Genomic DNA, 21,908 nt, shown 5'->3' on the forward strand with positions numbered 1-21,908 from the left:
CGTAGCCGCCGCGTTCAGATTTGAATGATGCGGATGAAAACGCCCCGAGGCCAGCCCGAGGCGTCCTGAGACGATCAGTAATCCGCACGCTCACGGTCGATGCGCATCCCGCCGTCGTGACGGTGATGGCCTTCCTCGCTCGGCCGCTCACGCGCGATGCGCATGACGTCCGGGTTAGTGCGCACCCGACGCATGACGTTGGCCAGATGGACGCGGTCGCTGACCTGGATCACGAAGCGCAACACCGTGGATTCCTGCGACAGGTCTTCGTCCATTGCAATGTGGACGATGTTGGCATCCGCCGAGGTGATATCCGCCGCCACGCGAGCAAACACGCCCTTGGTGTTCTTGACCAGCACCTTCACGGCGACATCGAACAGACGCCCCGGCTGCGGCGCCCAGGCGACGTCGATCCAGCGGCCCGGATCGCGACGGTGGATTCGTTGCGCGACGCGGCAATCGGTAGTGTGGATCGCCATACCGAGGCCGATGCCGATATAGCCCATGATGTCGTCGCCCGGAATCGGACGGCAGCACGCGGACAGCTGCACCGACATGCCCTCGGTCCCGGTGATAACCACCGGCGGCGCATGCGGCAGATCGGAGTGCGAGCGCGAGCCGTCGTCGTCGGCGTCGCGGCCGCTCATCAGCACTTCGATGCGTTTGGCCATGACCGCCGCGACACGCCGGCCCAAACCGATGTCCGCGAAAATTTCCTGACGGTTCTTGTTGCCCGTCCACTGAACGAGCTTTTCCCACGCTTCCGGCGTCACGTCGGACAGCGCGAACCCGTAGCCCTTCAACGCCTGATCGACGAGGCGCTCGCCGAGCTGCACGGACTCGTTCAGACGCATTGTCTTCAGGTAATGGCGGATCGCCGAGCGCGCCTTGCCGGTGCGCACGAACCCAAGCCACGCCGGATTCGGCTTCGAATACGGCGCCGTGATGACTTCGACGATATCGCCGCTCTTCAACTCGGTGCGCAGCGGCAGCAGTTCATTGTTGATCTTCACCGCGACGCACTGGTTGCCCAGGTCGCTGTGAATCGAATAGGCGAAGTCGAGTGCCGTGGCGCCGCGCGGCAGCGCCATGATCTTCGACTTCGGCGTAAACACGTAGACCGCGTCGGGGAACAGATCGATCTTGACGTGTTCGAGGAATTCGCTCGAATCGCCCGCTTCGCTCTGAATGTCGAGCAGCGATTTCAGCCACTGGTGCGCGCGCTTCTGCACGTCGTTCAGGTCCGCGCCGCCGTTCTTGTACAGCCAATGCGCGGCCACGCCCGCCTCGGCGATCTCGTGCATCTTGCGCGTGCGCACCTGGAACTCGATCGGCGCCCCGAACGGGCCGACCAGCGTGGTGTGCAGCGACTGATAGCCGTTCACCTTCGGGATCGCGATGTAATCCTTGAACTTGCCCGGCACGGGTTTGTACAGCGCATGCAGCGCGCCGATGCAGGTGTAGCACTCCAGCGCGCTCTCGACCACGACACGGAAGCCGTACACATCGAGCACTTGCGAGAACGACAGCTGCTTGTCGCGCATCTTCTTGTAAATACTGAAGATGGTTTTCTCGCGGCCGGTGACCTCGGCGTCGAGCTTCGCGTCGGCAATGGCGCGCTGCACCGATTCGAGAATCTTGCCGACCACTTCGCGCCGGTTGCCGCGCGCCGCCTTGACGGCTTTTTCGAGCGTGGCGTACCGGTGCGGATTGAAGTTCGCGAAGCTCAGGTCCTGCAGTTCGCGATACGTATTGTTCAGGCCGAGCCGGTGAGCGATCGGCGCATAAATATCCAGCGTTTCACGCGCCACGCGACGGCGCTTTTCGGGCGGCACCGCGCCCAGCGTGCGCATGTTGTGCAGCCGGTCGGCGAGCTTGACCAGAATCACGCGGACGTCGCGCGCCATCGCGAGCAGCATCTTGCGGAAGTTTTCCGCCTGCGCTTCTTCGCGATTACGAAACTCCATCTTGTCCAACTTCGACAAGCCGTCGACCAGCTCGGCGACCTTCGCGCCGAAACGCTCGGCGAGCTCGGCCTTGGTCACGCCCTGATCTTCCATCACGTCGTGCAGCAGCGCCGCCATGAGCGCCTGGGCGTCGAGATTCCAGCCGGCGCAGATTTCCGCGACGGCAACCGGATGCGTGATGTACGGCTCGCCGCTCTGGCGGTACTGGCCGAGGTGGGCTTCGTCGCTGAAATGGAAGGCCGACTTGATGTCCTTGATCTCTTCCGGCTGCAGATAGCCGGACAAGGCGGACGTCAGTTTGGCGATGGAGACGACATCATGCCGGCGCGGTTGCTCCGGCGTGGCGGTCGGCCCGAACAGGTGGCGAAACGACTGTTCGAGGACCGCGTCGATGTATTTCCGTGCAGACGAGGGCGAGTCGGCGTCGTGTTCCACTTCCGTGGCGGTGGGCGGGGTAGCACTCATGGTCGCCTCCGTAGCGGTTAGGGTTGGACGCCGGTCTGCACGTTGATGCAATTACTTGCGGTGGAACGGTGAAGCAAAAAAAGCAGTGAAGCAAAAAGCGGTGAAGCAAACGCGTGCGGCAAAAGCGCAATCGAAAACAGAACAGTGCGCCTTAAACCGGCACCTTCTTCAGCATTTCGACGCCGACCTGGCCGGCTGCGATTTCGCGCAGTGCGACGACGGTGGGCTTGTCGCGGCTTTCGATCTTCGGCGTGTGACCTTGCGCGAGCTGACGCGCGCGGTAGGTTGCGGCAAGCGCGAGTTCGAAACGATTCGGGATCTGTTTGAGGCAGTCTTCGACGGTAATGCGGGCCATGTTGGGTTCCTTCTCAGTATGTTGCTTATTCTACCTTATGTGCTCGGCTGACCGCCGCGCTCACGCATGTGGCAAGTGAATGCCGAGCTGCACGAAAAGCTGCGTGTGGCGCGCGTATTGCGAGGCGAAGCGCGAACGCGTCGCGGCCACCAGACATTGCAGTTCGCTGAGCGCGCGCTCGAACTTCTCGTTGATCACCACGTACTCCGCTTCCGCGGCGTGCGCCATCTCGCTGCCGGCCGCCAGCAGACGGCGCGTGATCACGTTCGGCTCGTCCTGACCGCGCTTTCTCAGCCGCTCTTCCAGAGCTTCCAGCGACGGCGGCAAGATGAAGATTTCGACCGCGTTATGAAACTGCTTTTTCACCTGCTGCGCGCCCTGCCAGTCGATTTCGAGCAGCACGTCATGGCCGTTCTTCATCTGGTCTTCGATCCACACGCGCGAAGTGCCGTAGTAGTTGCCGTGCACTTCCGCGCTTTCGAGAAACTCGCCGGCATCGTGACGCTTCATGAAATCGTCGACGGTGGTGAAGTGATAGTGCTCGCCGTCCTGCTCCTTCGGACGCGGCGGGCGCGTCGTGTACGAGATCGACAGACGGATCGCGTCGTCGCCGGCGAGCAGCGCGTTCACGAGCGTCGACTTGCCCGCGCCGGATGGCGCGACGACCATGAACAGGTTGCCGGGATAAGCACCGGCGTACGGGTTGCGCGGCGTTTCGCGCGGGTGGTGATGGTCGGTCATGTCGGTGGTGCTCCAGCCTTATTCCAGATTCTGTACTTGCTCGCGCATCTGTTCGATGAGCAGCTTCAGGGTCATCGACGAATCCGCCAATTCCTTCGCGGCAGCCTTCGAACCGAGCGTGTTCGCTTCGCGGTTCAGCTCTTGCATCATGAAGTCGAGACGCTTGCCGACCTTGCCGCCCTTCTGAATCACGTGACGCGTTTCGTTCAGGTGAGCCGTGAGGCGCGACAGTTCTTCGGCGATGTCGATACGGATGCCGTACATCGTCACTTCCTGACGAATCCGCTCGTTGATTTCCTCGCGCGAGACGATCGTCGCGGCGGTATCCGGCGCGGCAATGCCGAGCGCTTCCTGCAAGCGCTCGACAATCTTCTGCTGATGTTTGGCGATCAGTTCCGGCACGAGCGGCGTGATCTTCGTGACGATCGCTTCCATTTCCGTGACGTTGGCGAGCAGCATGGTCGCCAGTTGCGCGCCTTCGCGGGCGCGCACGTCGATCAGGTCGGTGATGGCCTGCTTGCCGCACGCGAGCACGGCGTCGCGCAGCACTTCGGGCGCCACGCCGCTTTCCGCCAGAATGCCCGGCCAGCGCAGAATCTCGCCGGTGCGCAGCCGCTCCGCTTCCGGAAAGGTCGAGAGCACCGTGCGCTCGAGCACCGCGAGTTGCGTAAGCGCGTCATGATTGATCGAACCCGCGTTGGCGGACTGTTCGCTGCGTTGCAGGTTGATACGGATATCGACCTTGCCGCGCGACAGCTTGTTCATCAGCATTTCGCGCAGCGTGGGTTCGCACACGCGCACGTCTTCCGGCATGCGGAAGTTCAGATCGAGAAAGCGCGAGTTCACGGTGCGCAGTTCGACCGATACGCTCACGCCGCCTGTGCCCGAGGCCGCGACGAGTTCGCGCGTGGCGCTCGCATAGCCAGTCATGCTGTAGATCATCGTATTTCTCGCGATTGTGGCCATGCGTTCGACGATGGCCGGAGAGTCGAATCGCCCGGCGTGTACGAGACGCGGGGCGGGGAAACGGCATTATCCCATTTTTGGCGATAGGTCCCCGTGGAGAGCCCCGGCACACGCGGGCAGCCGCCCCGCCCGATCGGCTGTAAAATCGCGCTTTCCCTCCTGCTTTTCTTCCTGACCGATCCCAACATGACCAACGACACCCAACGCCCCAGCGGCCGCCAGGCCAATCAGCTGCGCGACGTGCGCATCACGCGCCATTACACGAAGCACGCGGAGGGCTCGGTGCTGGTCGAATTCGGCGATACGAAAGTGATCTGCACGGCGAGCATTGCCGAGAGCGTGCCGTCGTTTCTGCGCGACCGCGGGCAAGGCTGGCTCACCGCCGAATACGGCATGTTGCCGCGTGCCACGCATACCCGCAGCGACCGCGAAGCCGCACGCGGCAAACAGACCGGCCGCACCCAGGAAATCCAGCGGCTGATCGGCCGCGCGCTGCGCTCGGTGTTCGATCTGGAGAAGCTCGGCGCGCGCACGCTGCATATCGATTGCGACGTGATCCAGGCCGACGGCGGCACGCGCACGGCCAGCATCACCGGCGCGTTCGTGGCGGCGCACGACGCGGTGGCGAAACTGCTGGCCACGGGCCGCATCGAAAGCTCGCCGATCACGGATTACGTCGCGGCGATTTCGGTGGGCGTGTACGACGGCCTGCCGGTGCTCGACCTCGACTACGACGAAGACTCGCAATGCGACACCGACATGAACGTCGTAATGACGGGCGCGGGAGGCTTTGTCGAAATTCAGGGCACCGCTGAAGGCGTGGCATTTTCCCGCGACGAAATGAACGCGCTGCTGGATCTGGCGAGCGACGGCATCAATACGCTGATCGCGAAGCAGAAGGCGGCGTTGGAGCAAAAGAGTGAGTGAGGTTTTTCAACGCAATGGCTCAGCCGATTCAGGTGCGCCGTTGAAAAAAGTCGTGCTGGCGTCGAACAACGCGGGCAAGCTGCGCGAGTTCGCGGCGTTGCTCGGCGCGGCCGGCATTGAACTGATCCCGCAAGGCGAATTGAACGTGCCGGAAGCCGCAGAGCCGCATCCGACCTTCGTCGAAAACGCGCTGACCAAGGCGCGTCACGCGTCGAAGCTGACCGGCCTGCCCGCGCTCGCCGACGATTCGGGCCTTTGCGTGCGCGCGTTGCGCGGCGCACCGGGCGTCTATTCGGCGCGCTACGCGCAGCTTGCCGGCGGCGAGAAGAGCGACGCAGCGAATAACGCCCGCCTCGTCTCGGCGTTGGAAGGCGAGACCGATCGGCGCGCATATTACTTCTGCGTGCTGGCCCTGGTGCGTCACGCGGACGATCCCGAGCCGCTCATCGCCGAAGGCCGCTGGCATGGCGAAATGCTGGACGCGCCGCGCGGCGCGAATGGATTCGGCTACGACCCGTACTTCTTCCTGCCGTCACTGAACGCGAGCGCGGCCGAACTCGAACCGGCGGTGAAGAACGCCAGCAGCCACCGCGCGATTGCGTTGCGGCAGCTGCTCGCGCGTCTGACGGAGGAAGCGTGATTCCGATCAAACCGGCGCCCGCCGATATCGGCAACGGCGTCATCAAAGCCTTCACGTCGCCGGGCAGTATCCGGCTGACATCGCTGCCGCCGTTGGCGTTGTACGTGCATTTTCCGTGGTGCGTACGCAAGTGTCCGTATTGCGATTTCAACTCGCACGAATGGAAAGGCGACACGTTCCCGGAGAACGAGTACCTCGACGCCTTGCGCGCCGATCTCGAGATGGCGCTGCCGCTGGTGTGGGGGCGGCAGGTGCACACAGTGTTCATCGGCGGCGGCACGCCGAGTCTGCTTTCGGCGGCAGGGCTCGACCGCATGCTGTCGGACGTGCGCGCGCTGCTGCCGCTCGACGCCGACGCGGAAATCACACTCGAAGCCAATCCCGGCACGTTCGAAGCCGCCAAGTTCGCGCAGTTTCGCGCGAGCGGCGTGAACCGGCTCTCCGTCGGCATCCAGAGTTTCAATGAAGCGCATCTGAAGGCGCTCGGCCGCATCCACGACTCGGCGCAGGCGCGCCATGCAGTCGAAGTCGCCGCGACTACCTTCGACAACTTCAATCTCGATCTGATGTTCGCGCTGCCGGGGCAGACGCTCGCCGAATGCCACGCCGATGTCGAGACGGCGTTGTCATTCGCGCCGCCGCATTTGTCGCTGTACCACCTGACGCTCGAACCGAACACGTTGTTCGCGAAGTTCCCGCCCGCCCTGCCCGACGACGATGCATCCGCCGACATGCAGGACTGGATTCACGAGCGCACTTCCGCCGCGGGCTACGAGCGTTATGAGGTGTCGGCGTATGCGCGGCCGCATCGGCAGAGCAAGCACAACCTGAACTACTGGCGTTTCGGCGACTATCTCGGCATCGGCGCGGGCGCGCATACGAAGCTGTCGTTTCCGAATCGCGTGCTGCGCCAGGCGCGCTACAAGCATCCCACCACGTTCATCGAGCGGGCGTTGGCCGGCACGGCAGTGCAGGAAGAGCACGAAGTCGGAACGCGCGATCTTCCGTTCGAGTTCATGCTGAACGCGCTGCGGCTGGTGGAAGGGTTTCCGGTGCATCGGTTCATCGAGCGCACGGGCATGTCGATGACATCGATCGAGCCGGCCTTGCAGGAAGCCGAGCGGCGCAAGCTGATCACGCGCGACCACGAAAAGATCGCGCCTACGCCGCTCGGCCAGGCGTTCCTGAATGATTTGCAGGAGCTGTTTCTGAAAGATCCGCAGTGATTGTGGATCGACCGGGCGCCGCAGCGACGTTTTTTCAGGTTACAATTTAGGGCTTGGAGGTGTGGCCGAGTGGTTTAAGGCACCGGTCTTGAAAACCGGCGAAGGAGCAATCTTTCCGTGAGTTCGAATCTCACCGCCTCCGCCAGGACAAAATGCTGAAGCCCCGTAAATTCAAAGATTTACGGGGTTTTTGTTTTTCTCGGCCCATTAATTGCCCATCACACAGCACAAACCCATGTTCCGTCAAGCGTTGCGGCTTTTAGCAGCCCCGGCCTAACTACCGCAGCGGTTCGCTGGAATCCGGCTGTATCTGCTGCCTTAAGGGAGGTCGCATTGAGCAAGCCGGAGGAAGATGATTCCTGTTCGGCAGTTTGCGCGTGTTATTCGGTATATCCGATAGGCGAGGCAGCAGCGCTATGGAGTGGCGTCGCTCCTGAATACGTGAAACAGGAATTGTGGACGGCTGTACCGGTGGGAGAGGTGAAAGAACTCGCTCGGGCCGTCTTGCGGCATCCCGACCTGCCGGGTCTTGAGCAAACGCCATTCCCCATTTCTATAAAAACAGTTGATGCCTTGCGCGCCGTCAGGCTGGCCGCACAGGAACGTCTCGTCCGTGCGAGCCGACGATCGCCCGAAGCGCCGTCAGACCTCCAGAAGGTCAGAAGCGCGAGCATGTCGCCGTGCTTACCTATGGTGAAGCGCTTGAGAGAAACGGAGGCGCGGCGTGACTGTTTCCCTATATACCGATTGCGGTCACAACACCGCCGCGCTGGATATGACCGTAATCCGCATCGACCAGTTACGCGCCCTTGCAGGGCTGCTGAGTCTTAAGGATGTGGCCGAGGAGTTTGCCGGTCTGCCATTGCAGGGACAGGCGTCGATCTTTGACCTGTTCGAGGATGGCCTTGGCGGCGTGCGCGCAGTATTAGCTCGCGATAGGTAGCCGCACATTCGCAACGCCGCAGTGACCTGAAGCCGACCGTTATGGTCGGCTTTTTTTGTTGACAGCATAACAAGGATGCTACGCATCCCTGAATTCATACCCGATGAATATTCCATTGAGGCGCGAGCGGGCAAAGCACTGTGCCACGTCAACAAACAGCAGCCCATGACCTGTTTTCAGAGTTGTCCGATGTGGCTGTCGGCCAGTCATGCGAGGTAATGCCTTGCCGTGTCAGCGGGTCGGTTTCCGCGCGATGCGGCGGAGTGACTTAATCAGGACAGGAGACTTGAAAATGCCGGATCAGCAGAAAAACGAAGCGATATATGACGAACAGGGCCGCGCCGCCGCGTGCGTGAGGCTCGACGGCTATCCGTATCTGACCGAGACACCAGACGGCCAGATGCACGCGTGACGCCTTGATGCGGATCAACAGCTACCGCGCATTGATGCCCGCGAGAGTAGCGACGACTACACGGTGTATTGGGGCGATAAAGCGCTCGCCGCGATGATATGGCGCGCATCTAGTACCACATGGAACAGGAAACGAAATCATGATGCGTCGAATCGCCGTAGTCGGTGACAGGCTGGAACGCGGTGGCGAGATACTGCCCTATGCGGGTCCGGTCTTTACTATGGGTGATGCGGGTCGCCAGGTCGCCCTCATCGGAGGAACGGCTTACTGCGAAGCCTGCAAGAGCGCCGGCACGATTGCGAAGGCCGGCGGCCCCCGGCGTATTGACTTCATGGGTGAAACCGCCGCTGACCGCGATATCGTCCTTTGCAAATGCCCGTCTCCGTCGCATATTCTCGCCACACTTTCCGGCGAGTCGTGGTGTGACGACATGGCCGAATCATTGGGTGAGGTGGCGTCGAGCCGCACCGTCAGCGGCGGTGTCGCGTCAGTCGCAATTGACGCATACGACGAGCAGATCAGAGCGACTGGGCGCGGAGCATCCGAAGGTTATCCGTATTTCATCGAAACAGCGGACGGGCGGACTTTCTCAGGGCGATCGGATCAAGGCGGTCACCTGCCGCGCGTCCACTGTGACGCCGCCGACGATTACACCGTTCATTGGGGCGATGCAGCCCTTGCAAAACAGGAAGTCTGAATAATGCCCAACAAGAGGACAATAGTCAGAACCAACTCGACGCCTAACTCCCTTAAGGAAGTGCAGTTGAACGCTGTTACCTTTGCCGAGTTGTGGGCAGCATATCCCCACTCTGATCCGTGCACAGACCCGTCCACGGGAAAACCAGCTTTTGAGGATGAGTGTGCCATTCGCTTCGGCACATGTCTGGCTGAAGTGGGGATCACCAATAAGTCGTTCAAAGGGGAGAAGTGCTGGTTTCACGGTCACGCACCAAGTCACATGCTTCGGGCCAAGGAAGTGGCGGAATGGCTTCAGCGTCGTCCTTTCGCCGGTTGCCCGCTTACAGTAACGGTTACAGGTACAGGCTGGCAAGATAGCGTGAAGGGTAAAACGGGAGTTATCTTCTTTGGGAGTTACTGGCGGCGCAATCTGAAAGAAAAAATCCGACTGGCGATCACATTGATTTGTGGAACGCAGATCGCCTTACGCCCAGTTCTGAAACGACTCTTCGGTTCACATTCGGTATAAACAAGGTATGGAATCCGCTATCCGTTTTAGGCGTCGGCCCAGAAAATCTTTACTCCAATCTTGCTGACTCGAAATCGATCCTATTCTGGGAAATCACGTGAGGACGGCGTTCATATTCGCGCTCCTGTTTGTTGCTGGCGCCATAGGGGGCGGCCTTGTGGGGCTTTATATCGCTCTACCTTCACAAGCCCTTGAATGCGGAGATGCATGCGGCACGCGAGCGCTGGTATTTGCCTCGCGTTGTGGTTTAATTTTTGGCTTTCTGCTTGCAATCGTCGGCGGTGTAGTGACAAAGAGGTATCGCGCCAGGCAGTCTGGCAGGCCATGACAAATCGCCGGTCCGGACAAGGTGGATAGGCGATGTCGTGTAACCGTCCGAATACTTAACCGTCGACTAGCGCGCTGCCCGGAAGTCGAGCAGGCCGTCATGCTCGTTCAGTCGCGTCGGCGGCGCGCAAGCGGGGCCTTCCTGAATTTTTCGCCCGAAAAGGAAAAACGCCTGACTGTCGCGGGCTTTTCCACGGATGTAAAACCTCAACATGCACCGACATGTTTTGCCCACGCTTCCATCATCGGGTGGCGCTGATCCAAACAGGTCAGTGCAGTGATAGGCCGCCTCAATCTTGTTTGCGACGGCATGCGCGAGCGCCCGCTCGGCCAAATCGCGCGCATAACCCTGCTCGCTGGCCCAGCCCCGAAACGAGCTTCTAAAGCCGTGTGTAGTTGCGCGCTACCACTGGCGCAGGCAGCGCGATACGATGCACCTCGTTCGCTTTCATCCGGTCTGCGGGAATCGACGGCATTCATGCGGTTCGTTGAAACCACACCACTGCCGAGCACGCGCCCACACTCAAGACACCCGCTCAGTAATCAAAAGCTAAACCAGCGCGGTCGCCTCGACCTCGATCTTGAAACCGTAATGCAGCTGCGGGACCGGCACTACTGCGCGTGCAGGCCGTGCTTCACCGGCCCAACGCGCGTAGATCTGATTGAAGCTCATCCAGTGCTCGACATCGACAATGTAGACGCGCACCTGGACCAGTTGCGCAACGCTGCTGCCGGCGCTTTCGAGCGCGGCTTGCACGTTGGTCAACACCTGTTCGGCCTGAACCTCGAACGAGGCCTCGGATAGCTTGTCGCCTTGCGCCGTGATCGGCAATTGTCCCGAGACGAACACGAAACCATTTGCGACCGCGACATGGCTGTAATGACCGCCCGGCTGCGAAAGCGTAGCGGGATTGTCCATATACGGCAGATGCGGGTCGTGCTGGCTACCAGCCATGAATATCACTCCAGATGTGACGATGGCACATGACACTGCGTGCGATTCATCCGCACGACAGCATCCCGTTTTGCAAAAGCGATGAGCGATCACACGAGCAGCTATGCAACGCTAGCGCTGCCCGCGCGAAGCACAGCACCTCACATCAACACGCTTTTACAAATGTGCCGCACACATCACACGCCAAGCAACTCGAGCTTCTCGCGCGCATCCGCGCAACGGCGGTTCAGATCGCGATGCATCAACTGACTGTCGAGCAGCGTTGATACATCAGACAACCCGAAATCAAAGCGCAAGACGTATTCGATGTCTGTGTAATCGTGATAGGCGCCGCTGTCCGCCAGCTTCTGCGCTTCGGCGAAAGCAGCATGTTGCCGTTCGCCGTTCATCAAATCTCTGATCGCCATGAATGCCGCTCCGAGGAACAGTGGGTCCATCATAGCAACGGAAATTCAAACCCACGGTCGCGCGCACGCAACACCTGGTGTTTTCCGTAGACGCCACGCGGCTTGCGCTTTGTCAGTCCTCACACGGCAGCGACAGGCACCTTGGTCCCGTGCCACCTGACAACCAGAATCCGGCCGAGATAACACAGCAAGCCCGCCACGCCCACCGTCACGCCCATGCCCTTGGGCGAACCGTCCTGCCAGAGTCCGACGGCAAGGCTCGACAACGCGCCGAGCGCCAACTGCACGGCGCCGAACACAGCGGCCGCGGCGCCGGCATTCTGCGGGTAGCGATGCATCAGATCGGTCGTGCAGTTGGCGGACAGAAGGCCGACCACGCCGACCACGAAGAACAGCCCGAACACGATCGACCACAGACCACCCCAGCCGGTCAGCGACACGAGACAGACAAACAGCGACGCAATGCAGCTCACGGTCGCGGCAAAAGAAATGATCGGCAGCGAACCGAGCCGGCCGACGAGCCGCGTATTCATGAAGTTGCCAAACATGATGCCGACGATATTCAGCGCGAACAGGAAGCCGTAATGCTGCGCCGACACATGGAAATATTCGATGTAGACGAACGGCGTCGCGGTGATGTACGCGAACATCGACGCGAACGCCATGCCGCCGCACAGCATATGCCCCCACGCAACCGGATCGCGCAGCAACTTGCCATACGCGCCGAACGACTTCAGCAACGCCGAATGCGCGCGCTTCTCACGCGGCCACGTTTCCGGCACCTTGAGAAACGCAGTGATCGCGCACACCGTGCCAAACAGCGTCAGCACGATAAACACCACGCGCCAGCCGCCGAGCAGCAGCAACTGTCCGCCGATGAGCGGCGCGAGCAACGGTCCGATCGACGTGACGATGGCGAGCATCGACAGCACGCGAGCGGCATCGGTCGGGCCGTGGGCGTCGCGTGCGATGGCGCGCGCCAGCACCGAGGCGGCGCCCGCGCCCAGCGCCTGCACGAAACGGAACGTCACGAGCGAGCCGATCGAGAACGACATCGCGCAGGCGACGCTGGCCAGCGCATACATGACGATGCCGCCGAGCAATACGGGCCGGCGGCCATAGGTATCCGACAGCGGACCATAGAGCAGCATACCGATCGAAAAGCCGAACATGAAGCTGGTGAGCGTCGTCTGCGCGGCGCCGGTGCCGATGGCGAACGCCTGCGCGATGGTCGGCAGGCTCGGCAGATACATGTCGATGGAAATCGGCCCGCATGCGGCAAGCGCACCGAGCAACAGAATCAGCCGGCCATCGGGCCGGCTTCTGGTGACGTGAGACATGGAAGTCCAGATGAAGCGCCGCACCGTCATCGGCAGCGGAACAGGTGAAACGGGGAAAACAGCAACTTGACGGCCTCAATTGTACGCGACGGTTAACGCAACAGCCGTGCTCTGAACCAAGTCGTAAGGACGCACGTTTGGAGTTGACAACTCGCGGCAGCCACGTTTCCGATCGGTTAAGCTGCCGCCTGAACGCTTTTGGCGCTGCGCAAATCTTTGCGCGGCGCCCTTCCCGACCATTCCGTACGCGACCACGCGATGACCGCATTCCTGCTGATCTGGAGCCCCAAGAAATGGCCATGGCCCGAGTTGCCCGACGTGGCCAAACGCGTGGCCGCGGGCGTCGCGGTGGCCGACGCGTGGGGCTGCGGATTTGCCCGCGGCATCCTGCCGGGCGACCGCGTGTTCCTGCATCGCGTCGCGCAGGAACCGAAGGGTATCTTCGGCTCTGGCTACGTGACGCGCGCACCATACGAGGTCCCCGATCCGGCCACGAAACGCGGCTACCGTTTGTGCATCGACTTCGTGTACGACTGGCTCGTCGATGCACACGAAGGCGTGGTGATTCCGCGCGAGATGTTGCGCACGCATCCTTTCTCGGTACAGACGTGGGACGCGCAGAGCTCAGGCACCGTGATCAAGCCGATGGCCGAAGGCGCATTGGAAAAGCGCTGGGCGGAACTGACCGGCAAGCGCAAGCCGCCGAAGTTCGACACGCCGACGTGACCCACGCACAAAACCAGGCAAGCGCCGCGCTGCGCAGGCGCACCCCGAAAACCTGTTCACGCTGACTCCGGTACAATTTCCCCACCTATCCCAGCGCCGCGCGACTCGCCGACAGGCCACCCGCGTTGCTGCGCAACTCCAATTCCAGTCATCGCCATGTCCAGAAACGAAACCCTTTTTGAACGCGCGCAACGCACCATTCCCGGCGGCGTGAACTCGCCGGTGCGGGCCTTCCGCTCGGTCGGCGGCACGCCGCGCTTTATCGAGCGTGCGCAAGGTCCGTACTTCTGGGACGCGGACGGTCAGCGTTATATCGACTACATCGGCTCATGGGGCCCGATGATCCTCGGCCACGTCCACCCGGAAGTTCTCGAAGCCGTGCAGCGCGTGCTGGGCAACGGCTTCTCGTTCGGTGCGCCGACCGAATCGGAAGTGGAAATCGCCGAGGAAATCTGCAAGCTGGTCCCCTCCATCGAACAGGTCCGCATGGTGTCGAGCGGCACCGAGGCGACCATGAGCGCGCTGCGCCTTGCGCGCGGCTTCACGAACCGCAGCCGTATCGTCAAGTTCGAAGGCTGCTATCACGGCCACGCGGACAGTCTGCTGGTCAAGGCCGGCTCGGGCCTGCTGACCTTCGGCAATCCGACTTCGGCGGGCGTGCCGGCGGATATCGCCAGGCACACCACCGTGCTCGAGTACAACAACGTCGCTGAGCTCGAAGAAGCGTTCAAGGCGTTCGGCAACGAGATCGCCTCGGTGATCGTCGAGCCGGTGGCCGGCAACATGAACCTCGTGCGCGCTACGCCCGAATTCCTGCAAGCCTTGCGGCGCCTCTGTACCGAGCACGGCTCGGTGCTGATTTTCGACGAAGTCATGTGCGGCTTTCGCGTCGCCCTGGGTGGCGCGCAAGAGGTCTACGGCATCACGCCGGATCTGACGTGCCTCGGCAAGGTGATCGGCGGCGGCATGCCGGCAGCGGCTTTCGGCGGCCGGCGCGACATCATGGCCCATCTCGCGCCGCTCGGCGGCGTCTACCAGGCGGGCACGCTCTCGGGTAACCCGATCGCGGTCGCCGCCGGCCTGAAAACGCTGCAACTGATCCAGGCGCCGGGCTTTTACGACACGCTGGCCGCGCGCACCACGCGCCTCGTGCAGGGTCTCGCGAACGTGGCGCGCGAAGCCAAGGTGCCGTTCGCGGCCGATTCGCTGGGCGGCATGTTCGGCCTCTACTTCACGGACTCGATCCCGACCAGCTTCGCCGAAGTCACGAAGAGCGACGTGCCGCGTTTCAACGCGTTCTTCCACAAGATGCTCGACGCCGGCGTGTACTTCGCGCCGTCGGCGTATGAAGCGGGCTTCGTTTCGATCGTTCACGACGACGCAATCGTCGACGCCACGATCGACGCCGCGCGCGGTGCGTTCGCGTCGCTCGCGGCCTGAAGCCCGCGAGAAACCAACCGCTAAAACCGAACCCATTACAGCCTAGCCACCGTACCCGACCGGACACCGATGTTTTCGCAAACCGATTTCGTCCATATGGAACGCGCTCTCGCGTTGGCCAAGCGCGGCATGTACACCACCGACCCGAATCCGCGGGTCGGCTGCGTGCTCGTCAAGAACGGCGAGGTGATCGGCGAAGGCTTTACGCAACCTGCCGGTCAGGATCATGCCGAGATCCGCGCGCTGAAGGACGCGCGCTCGCGCGGTCACGATCTGCGCGGGGCCACGGCCTACGTGACGCTGGAGCCATGCAGCCATTTCGGGCGCACGCCGCCGTGCGCGAATGCTTTGATCGAAGCCCAGGTCGCGCGCGTCGTCGCGGCAATGGAAGATCCCAATCCGCAGGTATCCGGACGCGGTCTCGCCATGTTGCGCGACGCCGGTATCGAAGTACGCTGCGGACTGCTGGCCCACGAAGCGCACGAACTGAATATCGGCTTCGTCTCGCGCATGACACGCGGCCGCCCGTGGGTGCGCATGAAAGTGGCGGCCTCGCTGGATGGTCGCACCGGCTTGCCTTCGGGCGACAGCCAATGGATCACCGGTGAAGCGGCGCGCGCCGACGGCCACGCCTGGCGCGCTCGCGCGTCGGCGATTTTGACGGGCATCGGCACGGTCAGGGAGGACAATCCGCGCATGACGGTGCGGGCTGTCGATACGCCGCGCCAGCCGCAACGCGTACTGATAGACAGCCAGCTCGACGTGCCGCCAGATGCACAGATTCTGGCCGGCGCATCCACGCTGATCTTCTGCGGCAATCTGGATGGGCGACATACCGATCGTGCCGCCGCGCTGCGCGATCGCGGCGCGGAGATCGTCCAATTGGCGAACCCGGCCGGCAAGGTCGATCTGCCCGCGGTGCTCAAAGTGCTCGGCCAGCGCAATGTCAACGAACTGCATGTCGAGGCGGGCTACAAGCTGAACGGCTCGCTGCTGCGCGAAGGCTGCGTCGACGAATTGCTCGTGTATCTCGCGCCGAGCCTGCTCGGCATGGATTCGATGAGCATGTTCAATCTGAGCGCGCCCGAAACGCTCGAGGGCCGCGTCAAACTGAACTTCCATGCGATCGACCGGATCGGCGAAGATGTGCGGATTCTCGCGCGCTTCATGCCCCAACCCGGACCCGGCAACGAGCCCGCGACCCCACCCGTTTCGAAATGATCGAGGATTAGTACGATGTTCACAGGAATCGTCGCGGCCGTGGGCCGCATTGAATCAGTCAAGCCGCTCGGCACGGACGGCGACGCGGGCGTGCGCCTGAACGTCGAAGCCGGTGGCCTCGATCTCGACGACGTGCAGCTCGGCGACAGCATTACGATCCAGGGCGCCTGCATGACCGTGGTCGCGAAGACCGCCCACTCGTTCGAGGTCGACGTCTCGCGCGAAAGCCTGAACTGCACGGCGGGCCTCGGCGAGACCGGCGAAGTCAATCTCGAGAAAGCGCTGCGCGCACACGACCGGCTCGGCGGCCATATCGTTTCCGGCCATGTGGACGGCCTCGGCACGATCACGCATTTCGCGCCGGTCGGCGAATCGCACGAACTGCGCGTGCTGGCGCCGCGCGAGATCGGCCGCTATCTGGCGTTCAAAGGCTCTATCACTGTCAACGGCGTGAGCTTGACCGTCAACTCGGTTAAAGATCGCGACGATGGCTGCGAATTCTCGATCAACCTGATTCCGCACACGGTCGAAGTGACCGCGCTCAAGCGCCTGCGTGAAGGCACGCAGGTGAATCTGGAGATCGATCTGATTGCGCGATACGTCGAGCGCATGCTCAACGCGCCGAAATAACAGGCCGCAAGCCCGGCTACGCATGGGCTGGTGGCGGCGCCTCGCCGCCTTCGGCCGGTTCATGCGGCCATCGTTTTCAACGAGCATAGCAACGGCCGACGGCTCATCGCCAGTCGGCCAAATGGCCTATGCCGTTCGGCGGAGGCGACTTGGGCCCGCGCGTGGCGTAAAATACGCGCTTTCTTCGAAACTCTCGCCAACATGACGCTCGCCTCCACTCTAGAGATCATTGCCGAACTGAAAGCAGGCCGGATGGTGATCCTCGTCGACGAAGAAGACCGCGAAAACGAGGGCGACCTTGTGATCGCCGCCGAATTCGTCACACCGGAAGCGATCAACTTCATGGCCCGCTACGGCCGCGGCCTGATCTGCCTGACGCTCACGCAGGAACGCTGCAAGCTGCTGAATCTGCCGCTCATGACCTACCGCAACGGCACGCAGTACGGCACCGCGTTCACGGTCAGCATCGAAGCGGCCGAAGGCGTTACCACCGGCATTTCGGCGGCGGACCGCGCCCGCACGATCGCCACCGCGGTAGCGCCGGACGCCAAGGCCGAGCACATCGTGCAGCCGGGCCATGTGTTCCCGATCATGGCCCAGCCCGGCGGCGTGCTGGTGCGCGCCGGCCACACCGAGGCGGGCTGCGACTTCACCCAGCTGGCCGGGCTCACGCCGGCTGCGGTGATCTGCGAAGTCATCAAGGACGACGGCACGATGGCGCGCCTGCCTGACTTGATGGAATTCGCCAGCGAACACGGTCTGAAAATCGGCACGATCGCGGATCTGATCCACTATCGCAGCCGCACCGAGTCGATCGTCGAGCGGATTTGCGAACGCACCATGCAGACCGCGCACGGCGCATTCCGCGCGGTCATGTATCTCGACCAGCCGAGCGGCCAGCCGCATATCGCGCTGGTGCGCGGCACGCCGTGCACGGATCAGGATACGCTGGTGCGCGTGCATGAGCCGCTGTCGGTGCTGGACCTGCTCGAAGTCGGCGAATCTACCCATTCATGGACGCTGGACGCGGCCATGAAAGAAATCGCCGCGCGCGACTGCGGCGTGATCGTGCTGCTGAACTGCGGCGACTCGAAGGACCATCTGATCGACGTTTTCAAGGCGTTCGACTCGAAGGAAAAAGCCGACGCGCTCAAACGCCGCCCGGTCGACTTCAAGACGTACGGCATCGGCGCGCAGATTCTGCGTGAGCTCGGTGTCGGCAAGATGCAGGTGCTGTCGAACCCGCGCAAGCTGGGCAGCATGTCGGGCTACGGTCTCGAAGTCACGGGCTTCGTGCCGATGCCAGGCGGCGAGGCACAAGCTCCGCAACACGGCTGACCCGACCATTCACGCGCTTCGCGCCCACTCAAAACACTACGGAATTCACATGGAAATCGGACAATACCAACCGAACCTCGACGGCGACGGACTGCGTATCGGCATCGTCCAGGCGCGCTTTAACGAGCCCGTTTGCAATGGCCTCGCAGACTCCTGCATTGAAGAACTCGAACGCCTCGGCGTGACCGGCGAAGACGTGCTGCTCGTCACCGTGCCGGGTGCGCTGGAAATCCCGCTGGCACTGCAAAAGCTCGCCGAAAGCGCGCAATTCGACGCTCTGATCGCGCTCGGCGCGGTGATTCGCGGCGAAACGTACCACTTCGAACTGGTCTCGAACGAAAGCGGCGCGGGCATCACGCGTATCGGCCTCGACTTCGGCATTCCGGTCGCGAACGCGGTGCTGACCACTGAAAACGACGAGCAAGCCGTCGCGCGCATGACCGAAAAGGGTCGTGACGCAGCGCGAGTGGCCGTCGAAATGGCGAATCTCGCCGTCGCGCTCGAACAACTCGGCGGCGACGACGAGGAAGAAGACGAAGAAGAGGAAGAGGCATGAAGAGCGCACGCCGACGCTCCCGCGAACTGGCCACGCAGGGGCTTTACCAGTGGCTGCTGTCGGGCTCGCCCGGCGGTGAAATCGACGCGCAACTGCGCGGCGCGCAAGGCTTCGACAAGGCCGACCACGAACATCTGGACGCCATTCTGCACGGCGTGATCCGCGATTCGGAAGCACTCTCCGCGGCAATCGCTCCGTGTCTGGACCGCCCGATCGAGCAGCTCTCGCCGGTCGAACGCGCCGTGCTGCTGGTAGCCGCGTTTGAACTGAAGAATCACGTCGACATTCCTTACCGCGTGGTCATCAACGAAGCGGTCGAGCTCGCCAAGACGTTCGGCGGCGCGGACGGCTACAAGTACGTGAACGGTGTGCTGGACAAGCTGTCGGCACAACTGCGCGTGGATGAGACGCAGGCGGCTCGCAAGCGTTGAGCGCAAGGCGCGATGACTGGCAGCTCGATTGCCGTCATGCGCCTCGCTGAATGAAAGCGGCGCGAATGAATCGCCTGCAAGGGCGCCGTTTTGCGCATAAGCACTCGCGTCGAACGTCGTCCCGCTTTTGCTTCTGAACTGGATTTGATCGTATGAACTCCGTGACCGAACCCTTGGTGCGGCTTGCCGCGCGTGTCGACGCCATCCAGCCTTTCTATGTGATGGAACTGGCCAAGGAGGCCGCGCTTCTCGAGCGCGACGGCCGCGACATCATTCATATGGGCATCGGCGAACCCGATTTCACCGCGCCCGAGCCGGTCATCGAGGCGGCGGCGAGCGCACTGCGCCGTGGCGTCACGCAATACACCAGCGCGCTCGGTCTGCACGCGCTGCGCGAAGCGATCTCGGCGCATTACGCCGACTTCTACGGCGTCGACGTGGATCCGGCGCGGATCGTCGTTACCGCAGGCGCATCGGCCGCATTGCTGCTGGCTTGCGCGGCGCTCGTGGATCGCGACGACGAAGTGCTGATGCCCGATCCATGCTATCCGTGCAACCGCCATTTCGTGATTGCCGCCGAAGGCAAGCCGGTGATGGTGCCTAGCGGCCCGGCCGAACGTTTCCAACTCACCGCCGCCGACGTCGAGCGTCTCTGGAACGAGCACACCCGTGGCGTGCTGCTGGCGTCGCCGTCGAACCCGACCGGCACGTCGATCGAACCGGCTGAACTGGAGCGCATCGTCAAGGCCGTGCGGGCGCGTGGCGGCTTTACCATCGTCGACGAGATCTACCAGGGGCTGAGCTATGACGCGAAGCCCGTGTCGGCGCTCTCGTTCGGCGACGACGTGATCACCGTCAACAGCTTCTCGAAGTACTTCAACATGACGGGCTGGCGCCTGGGCTGGCTGGTGGTGCCGCCCGGCATGGTCAGCGCCTTCGAAAAACTCGCGCAAAATCTGTTCATCTGCGCGTCCGCGCTCGCCCAGCACGCGGCGCTCGCCTGCTTCGAGCCGGAAACGATCGCGATCTACGAAGCGCGGCGCCAGGAATTCAAGCGTCGCCGCGACTTCATCGCGCCGGCGTTGGAATCGCTCGGTTTTTCCGTGCCGGTAATGCCCGACGGCGCATTCTACGTGTACGCCGATTGCCGCACGGTCGCGCATGCCGCGGCCGGCGACAGCGCGGCGCTTACTAGGGCCATGCTGCACGACGCGGGCGTGGTATTGGTGCCGGGCATGGATTTCGGTACGCACGCGCCGAAGGAGTACATCCGGCTGTCGTATGCCACTGCCTATCCGAAGCTGGAAGAGGCCGTCGACCGGCTGGCGAAATTGTTCGGCAAAGCCTGAGCGAAGCAGCTCATTCTCAATCGCCAGACGAAAAAAAGGACACGCCAGATGGGTGTCCTTTTTGGTTGCCGCTCCTGCATGGAGCCGCCAGTTCTACGCTTCCAACCTCAAGCGCCCAACTCCGACGCCGATGCCACGTGCTTCGTCGCGTTGGCGCTCGCATCGTCCTGCTCGGCGGAAACCGGCGTCTTGACCGGTGTCGCCGCGCTCAACTGATGGCTGCCTTCGAGCGTCACCTGCACGCGCTTGCCATTGCTGCTGGCGGGCGCAGCCGTATTGGTCGACGCCGTCAAAACCGGCGCCTGCGGTGCGTTGATCGGCACCTTGCGGCCACGCGCCACGTCACGCAGACGGGCGCGCTCAGCCATGACCTTGGCGCCGTAGCCGCCGTCGTCCGGCGAGGTCGAGCCGACGTACAGACGCAAACCGCCCGGCAGCGACCCGCCACGTGCGATGCAATCCTTCAGCACCAGCGCACCCACCTTGATGTTCGCGACAGGTTCGAGCGCCGCGCTCTGACCGCCGAAATACTGGAATTTGTCCGAGTGCACCTTGGACATCACCTGCATCAGGCCTTGTGCGCCGACGCCGCTCTCGGCGTACGGGTTGAAACCCGACTCGATTGCCATCACTGAAAGCAACAGCAACGGATCGAGACCGACTTCGCGGCCGGTGTCAAACGCCGCCTTCACGAGCTCGCTAACGGGCTCCTGAGCGACGCGATAGCGCCGTGCAAGAAATGATGCAACCAGGTCTTGCTCGCGGGTCGAGATGAGGACGCGGTCGTCGCGTGCGTCGGCGGATACGCGTTGTGACGGAATCAGGCTCGCCAGCGCGGTAACGCTTTGCATGGTGCGCGGGTCGAGGCCGTTCAGCGCTGCGACGCCCATGCCGGTCGAGCCGCCGGTGTCGAATGCGTTGTCAAAGCTGGAGTTGCCTGCGGTGACAGTGTTGCCGTTGTTCGTGCCGTTCACGGCATCGGGGGCGTTCGAGTTGGCGCTCAGCGAGTCGTCGGAGGACGCGCGCGCTGGCGGTCCGAAAGCCGGCAGCGGATTGCCCTGCAGCAGACGGGCGGGACCGGCCTGTACAGCGGCGGAGATAACCGGCATCAACTTGGCGGCTAGCGTGCCGCGCAGGGCCGGCATCAGCCACAGTGCGACTGTCAGCACCACCGCGATACCGCCGACGATGCTGAACAGGTGATGACTCATTCGCGTCCCGCGACGCAGCGCACCACGCACAATTTGCGCGATACGCTCATCGGGACGCCACGATAACCAGGCGTTCATTCAGATCTCCCATGTTGCATGATCCGCGAACCCCGCCGGATGAAGAGGCG

General features: G+C 62.6%; 22 protein-coding genes and 1 tRNA gene. 15 read left to right on the forward strand and 8 right to left on the reverse strand.

Features of this window, described 5'->3' with window-relative positions:
- Window positions 1-74 precede the first annotated feature (74 nt).
- The 4 genes from ACFSNN_RS25185 to ACFSNN_RS25200 all read right to left on the reverse strand — a co-directional run bounded on the left by ACFSNN_RS25185 (window position 75) and on the right by ACFSNN_RS25200 (window position 4,470).
- On the reverse strand, window positions 75-2,432 hold the full coding sequence (locus tag ACFSNN_RS25185; protein WP_134458062.1) for a RelA/SpoT family protein: 2,358 nt from the start codon (window positions 2,430-2,432) through the stop codon (window positions 75-77).
- Between the two features lie 151 nt (window positions 2,433-2,583).
- Window positions 2,584-2,787 carry a DNA-directed RNA polymerase subunit omega gene (rpoZ, locus tag ACFSNN_RS25190; RefSeq protein ID WP_006025620.1) on the reverse strand — a complete coding sequence of 68 codons (204 nt, stop codon included), beginning with the start codon at window positions 2,785-2,787 and terminating at the stop codon, window positions 2,584-2,586.
- Window positions 2,788-2,847: 60 nt separating this feature from the next.
- On the reverse strand, window positions 2,848-3,528 hold the full coding sequence (gmk, locus tag ACFSNN_RS25195; protein ID WP_134458061.1) for a guanylate kinase: 681 nt from the start codon (window positions 3,526-3,528) through the stop codon (window positions 2,848-2,850).
- A gap of 18 nt (window positions 3,529-3,546) precedes the next feature.
- Window positions 3,547-4,470: a YicC/YloC family endoribonuclease gene (locus ACFSNN_RS25200; protein ID WP_012434053.1), complete on the reverse strand. Its 924-nt coding sequence runs from the start codon at window positions 4,468-4,470 to the stop codon at window positions 3,547-3,549.
- Between the two features lie 210 nt (window positions 4,471-4,680).
- Between ACFSNN_RS25200 and rph the strand changes: the two genes are divergently transcribed.
- The 7 genes from rph to ACFSNN_RS25235 all read left to right on the forward strand — a co-directional run bounded on the left by rph (window position 4,681) and on the right by ACFSNN_RS25235 (window position 9,849).
- Complete coding sequence (gene rph, locus ACFSNN_RS25205) at window positions 4,681-5,421, forward strand: ribonuclease PH (protein ID WP_012434054.1); 741 nt, start codon at window positions 4,681-4,683, stop codon at window positions 5,419-5,421.
- Complete coding sequence (gene rdgB / locus ACFSNN_RS25210; RefSeq protein WP_134458060.1) at window positions 5,414-6,061, forward strand: RdgB/HAM1 family non-canonical purine NTP pyrophosphatase; 648 nt, start codon at window positions 5,414-5,416, stop codon at window positions 6,059-6,061. Before rph ends, rdgB begins: the two co-directional genes overlap by 8 nt.
- Window positions 6,058-7,287: a radical SAM family heme chaperone HemW gene (hemW, locus tag ACFSNN_RS25215; RefSeq protein WP_134458059.1), complete on the forward strand. Its 1,230-nt coding sequence runs from the start codon at window positions 6,058-6,060 to the stop codon at window positions 7,285-7,287. The genes rdgB and hemW overlap by 4 nt, the downstream gene beginning before the upstream one ends.
- A 55-nt stretch (window positions 7,288-7,342) precedes the next feature.
- Window positions 7,343-7,432 (forward strand) — tRNA-Ser (locus ACFSNN_RS25220).
- A 579-nt stretch (window positions 7,433-8,011) separates the two neighbouring features.
- Window positions 8,012-8,230, forward strand: coding sequence for a hypothetical protein (locus tag ACFSNN_RS25225; protein ID WP_134458058.1), 219 nt, complete (start codon window positions 8,012-8,014; stop codon window positions 8,228-8,230).
- Between the two features lie 551 nt (window positions 8,231-8,781).
- Window positions 8,782-9,339, forward strand: coding sequence for a PAAR domain-containing protein (locus ACFSNN_RS25230; protein WP_134458057.1), 558 nt, complete (start codon window positions 8,782-8,784; stop codon window positions 9,337-9,339).
- A 66-nt stretch (window positions 9,340-9,405) separates the two neighbouring features.
- The gene (locus tag ACFSNN_RS25235) at window positions 9,406-9,849 is read left to right on the forward strand and encodes a T6SS effector amidase Tae4 family protein (RefSeq protein WP_244322815.1); all 444 of its coding nucleotides are present in this window, start codon (window positions 9,406-9,408) and stop codon (window positions 9,847-9,849) included.
- Between the two features lie 877 nt (window positions 9,850-10,726).
- Here ACFSNN_RS25235 and ACFSNN_RS25240 read toward each other — a convergent pair.
- The 3 genes from ACFSNN_RS25240 to ACFSNN_RS25250 all read right to left on the reverse strand — a co-directional run bounded on the left by ACFSNN_RS25240 (window position 10,727) and on the right by ACFSNN_RS25250 (window position 12,878).
- Window positions 10,727-11,131, reverse strand: coding sequence for a RidA family protein (locus ACFSNN_RS25240; RefSeq protein ID WP_134458056.1), 405 nt, complete (start codon window positions 11,129-11,131; stop codon window positions 10,727-10,729).
- Between the two features lie 176 nt (window positions 11,132-11,307).
- Window positions 11,308-11,538 (reverse strand): hypothetical protein, encoded by a 231-nt coding sequence (locus tag ACFSNN_RS25245; RefSeq protein WP_012434062.1) that lies wholly within the window; start codon window positions 11,536-11,538, stop codon window positions 11,308-11,310.
- A 119-nt stretch (window positions 11,539-11,657) separates the two neighbouring features.
- Entirely contained in the window at window positions 11,658-12,878 is a 1,221-nt protein-coding gene (locus tag ACFSNN_RS25250; protein WP_134458055.1) for a Bcr/CflA family multidrug efflux MFS transporter, read from the reverse strand.
- 258 nt (window positions 12,879-13,136) lie between these two features.
- Here ACFSNN_RS25250 and ACFSNN_RS25255 point away from each other — a divergent pair, with 258 nt between their 5' ends.
- From ACFSNN_RS25255 to ACFSNN_RS25290, 8 genes are all read left to right on the forward strand, one after another.
- Complete coding sequence (locus tag ACFSNN_RS25255) at window positions 13,137-13,604, forward strand: hypothetical protein (protein WP_134458054.1); 468 nt, start codon at window positions 13,137-13,139, stop codon at window positions 13,602-13,604.
- 156 nt (window positions 13,605-13,760) lie between these two features.
- A complete protein-coding gene (hemL, locus tag ACFSNN_RS25260; RefSeq protein ID WP_134458053.1) occupies window positions 13,761-15,044 on the forward strand; it encodes a glutamate-1-semialdehyde 2,1-aminomutase in 1,284 nt (427 codons plus the stop codon).
- A 69-nt stretch (window positions 15,045-15,113) separates the two neighbouring features.
- Window positions 15,114-16,265, forward strand: a complete 1,152-nt coding sequence (gene ribD / locus ACFSNN_RS25265; RefSeq protein WP_134458052.1) for a bifunctional diaminohydroxyphosphoribosylaminopyrimidine deaminase/5-amino-6-(5-phosphoribosylamino)uracil reductase RibD — start codon at window positions 15,114-15,116, stop codon at window positions 16,263-16,265.
- Between the two features lie 15 nt (window positions 16,266-16,280).
- Window positions 16,281-16,895 (forward strand): riboflavin synthase, encoded by a 615-nt coding sequence (locus ACFSNN_RS25270; RefSeq protein WP_134458051.1) that lies wholly within the window; start codon window positions 16,281-16,283, stop codon window positions 16,893-16,895.
- A gap of 201 nt (window positions 16,896-17,096) precedes the next feature.
- Window positions 17,097-18,233, forward strand: a complete 1,137-nt coding sequence (gene ribBA, locus ACFSNN_RS25275; RefSeq protein WP_134458050.1) for a bifunctional 3,4-dihydroxy-2-butanone-4-phosphate synthase/GTP cyclohydrolase II — start codon at window positions 17,097-17,099, stop codon at window positions 18,231-18,233.
- 49 nt (window positions 18,234-18,282) lie between these two features.
- Window positions 18,283-18,789 (forward strand): 6,7-dimethyl-8-ribityllumazine synthase, encoded by a 507-nt coding sequence (gene ribH, locus ACFSNN_RS25280; RefSeq protein ID WP_006050161.1) that lies wholly within the window; start codon window positions 18,283-18,285, stop codon window positions 18,787-18,789.
- Window positions 18,786-19,220 (forward strand): transcription antitermination factor NusB, encoded by a 435-nt coding sequence (nusB, locus tag ACFSNN_RS25285; protein WP_012434069.1) that lies wholly within the window; start codon window positions 18,786-18,788, stop codon window positions 19,218-19,220. Before ribH ends, nusB begins: the two co-directional genes overlap by 4 nt.
- A gap of 152 nt (window positions 19,221-19,372) precedes the next feature.
- Window positions 19,373-20,569, forward strand: a complete 1,197-nt coding sequence (locus tag ACFSNN_RS25290) for a pyridoxal phosphate-dependent aminotransferase (protein ID WP_134458049.1) — start codon at window positions 19,373-19,375, stop codon at window positions 20,567-20,569.
- 107 nt (window positions 20,570-20,676) lie between these two features.
- Here ACFSNN_RS25290 and ACFSNN_RS25295 read toward each other — a convergent pair whose 3' ends face one another.
- Window positions 20,677-21,858 (reverse strand): transglycosylase SLT domain-containing protein, encoded by a 1,182-nt coding sequence (locus tag ACFSNN_RS25295; protein ID WP_134458048.1) that lies wholly within the window; start codon window positions 21,856-21,858, stop codon window positions 20,677-20,679.
- Window positions 21,859-21,908 lie beyond the last annotated feature (50 nt).

Source organism: Paraburkholderia dipogonis (assembly GCF_042680985.1).
GTDB classification, from domain to species: domain Bacteria; phylum Pseudomonadota; class Gammaproteobacteria; order Burkholderiales; family Burkholderiaceae; genus Paraburkholderia; species Paraburkholderia phytofirmans.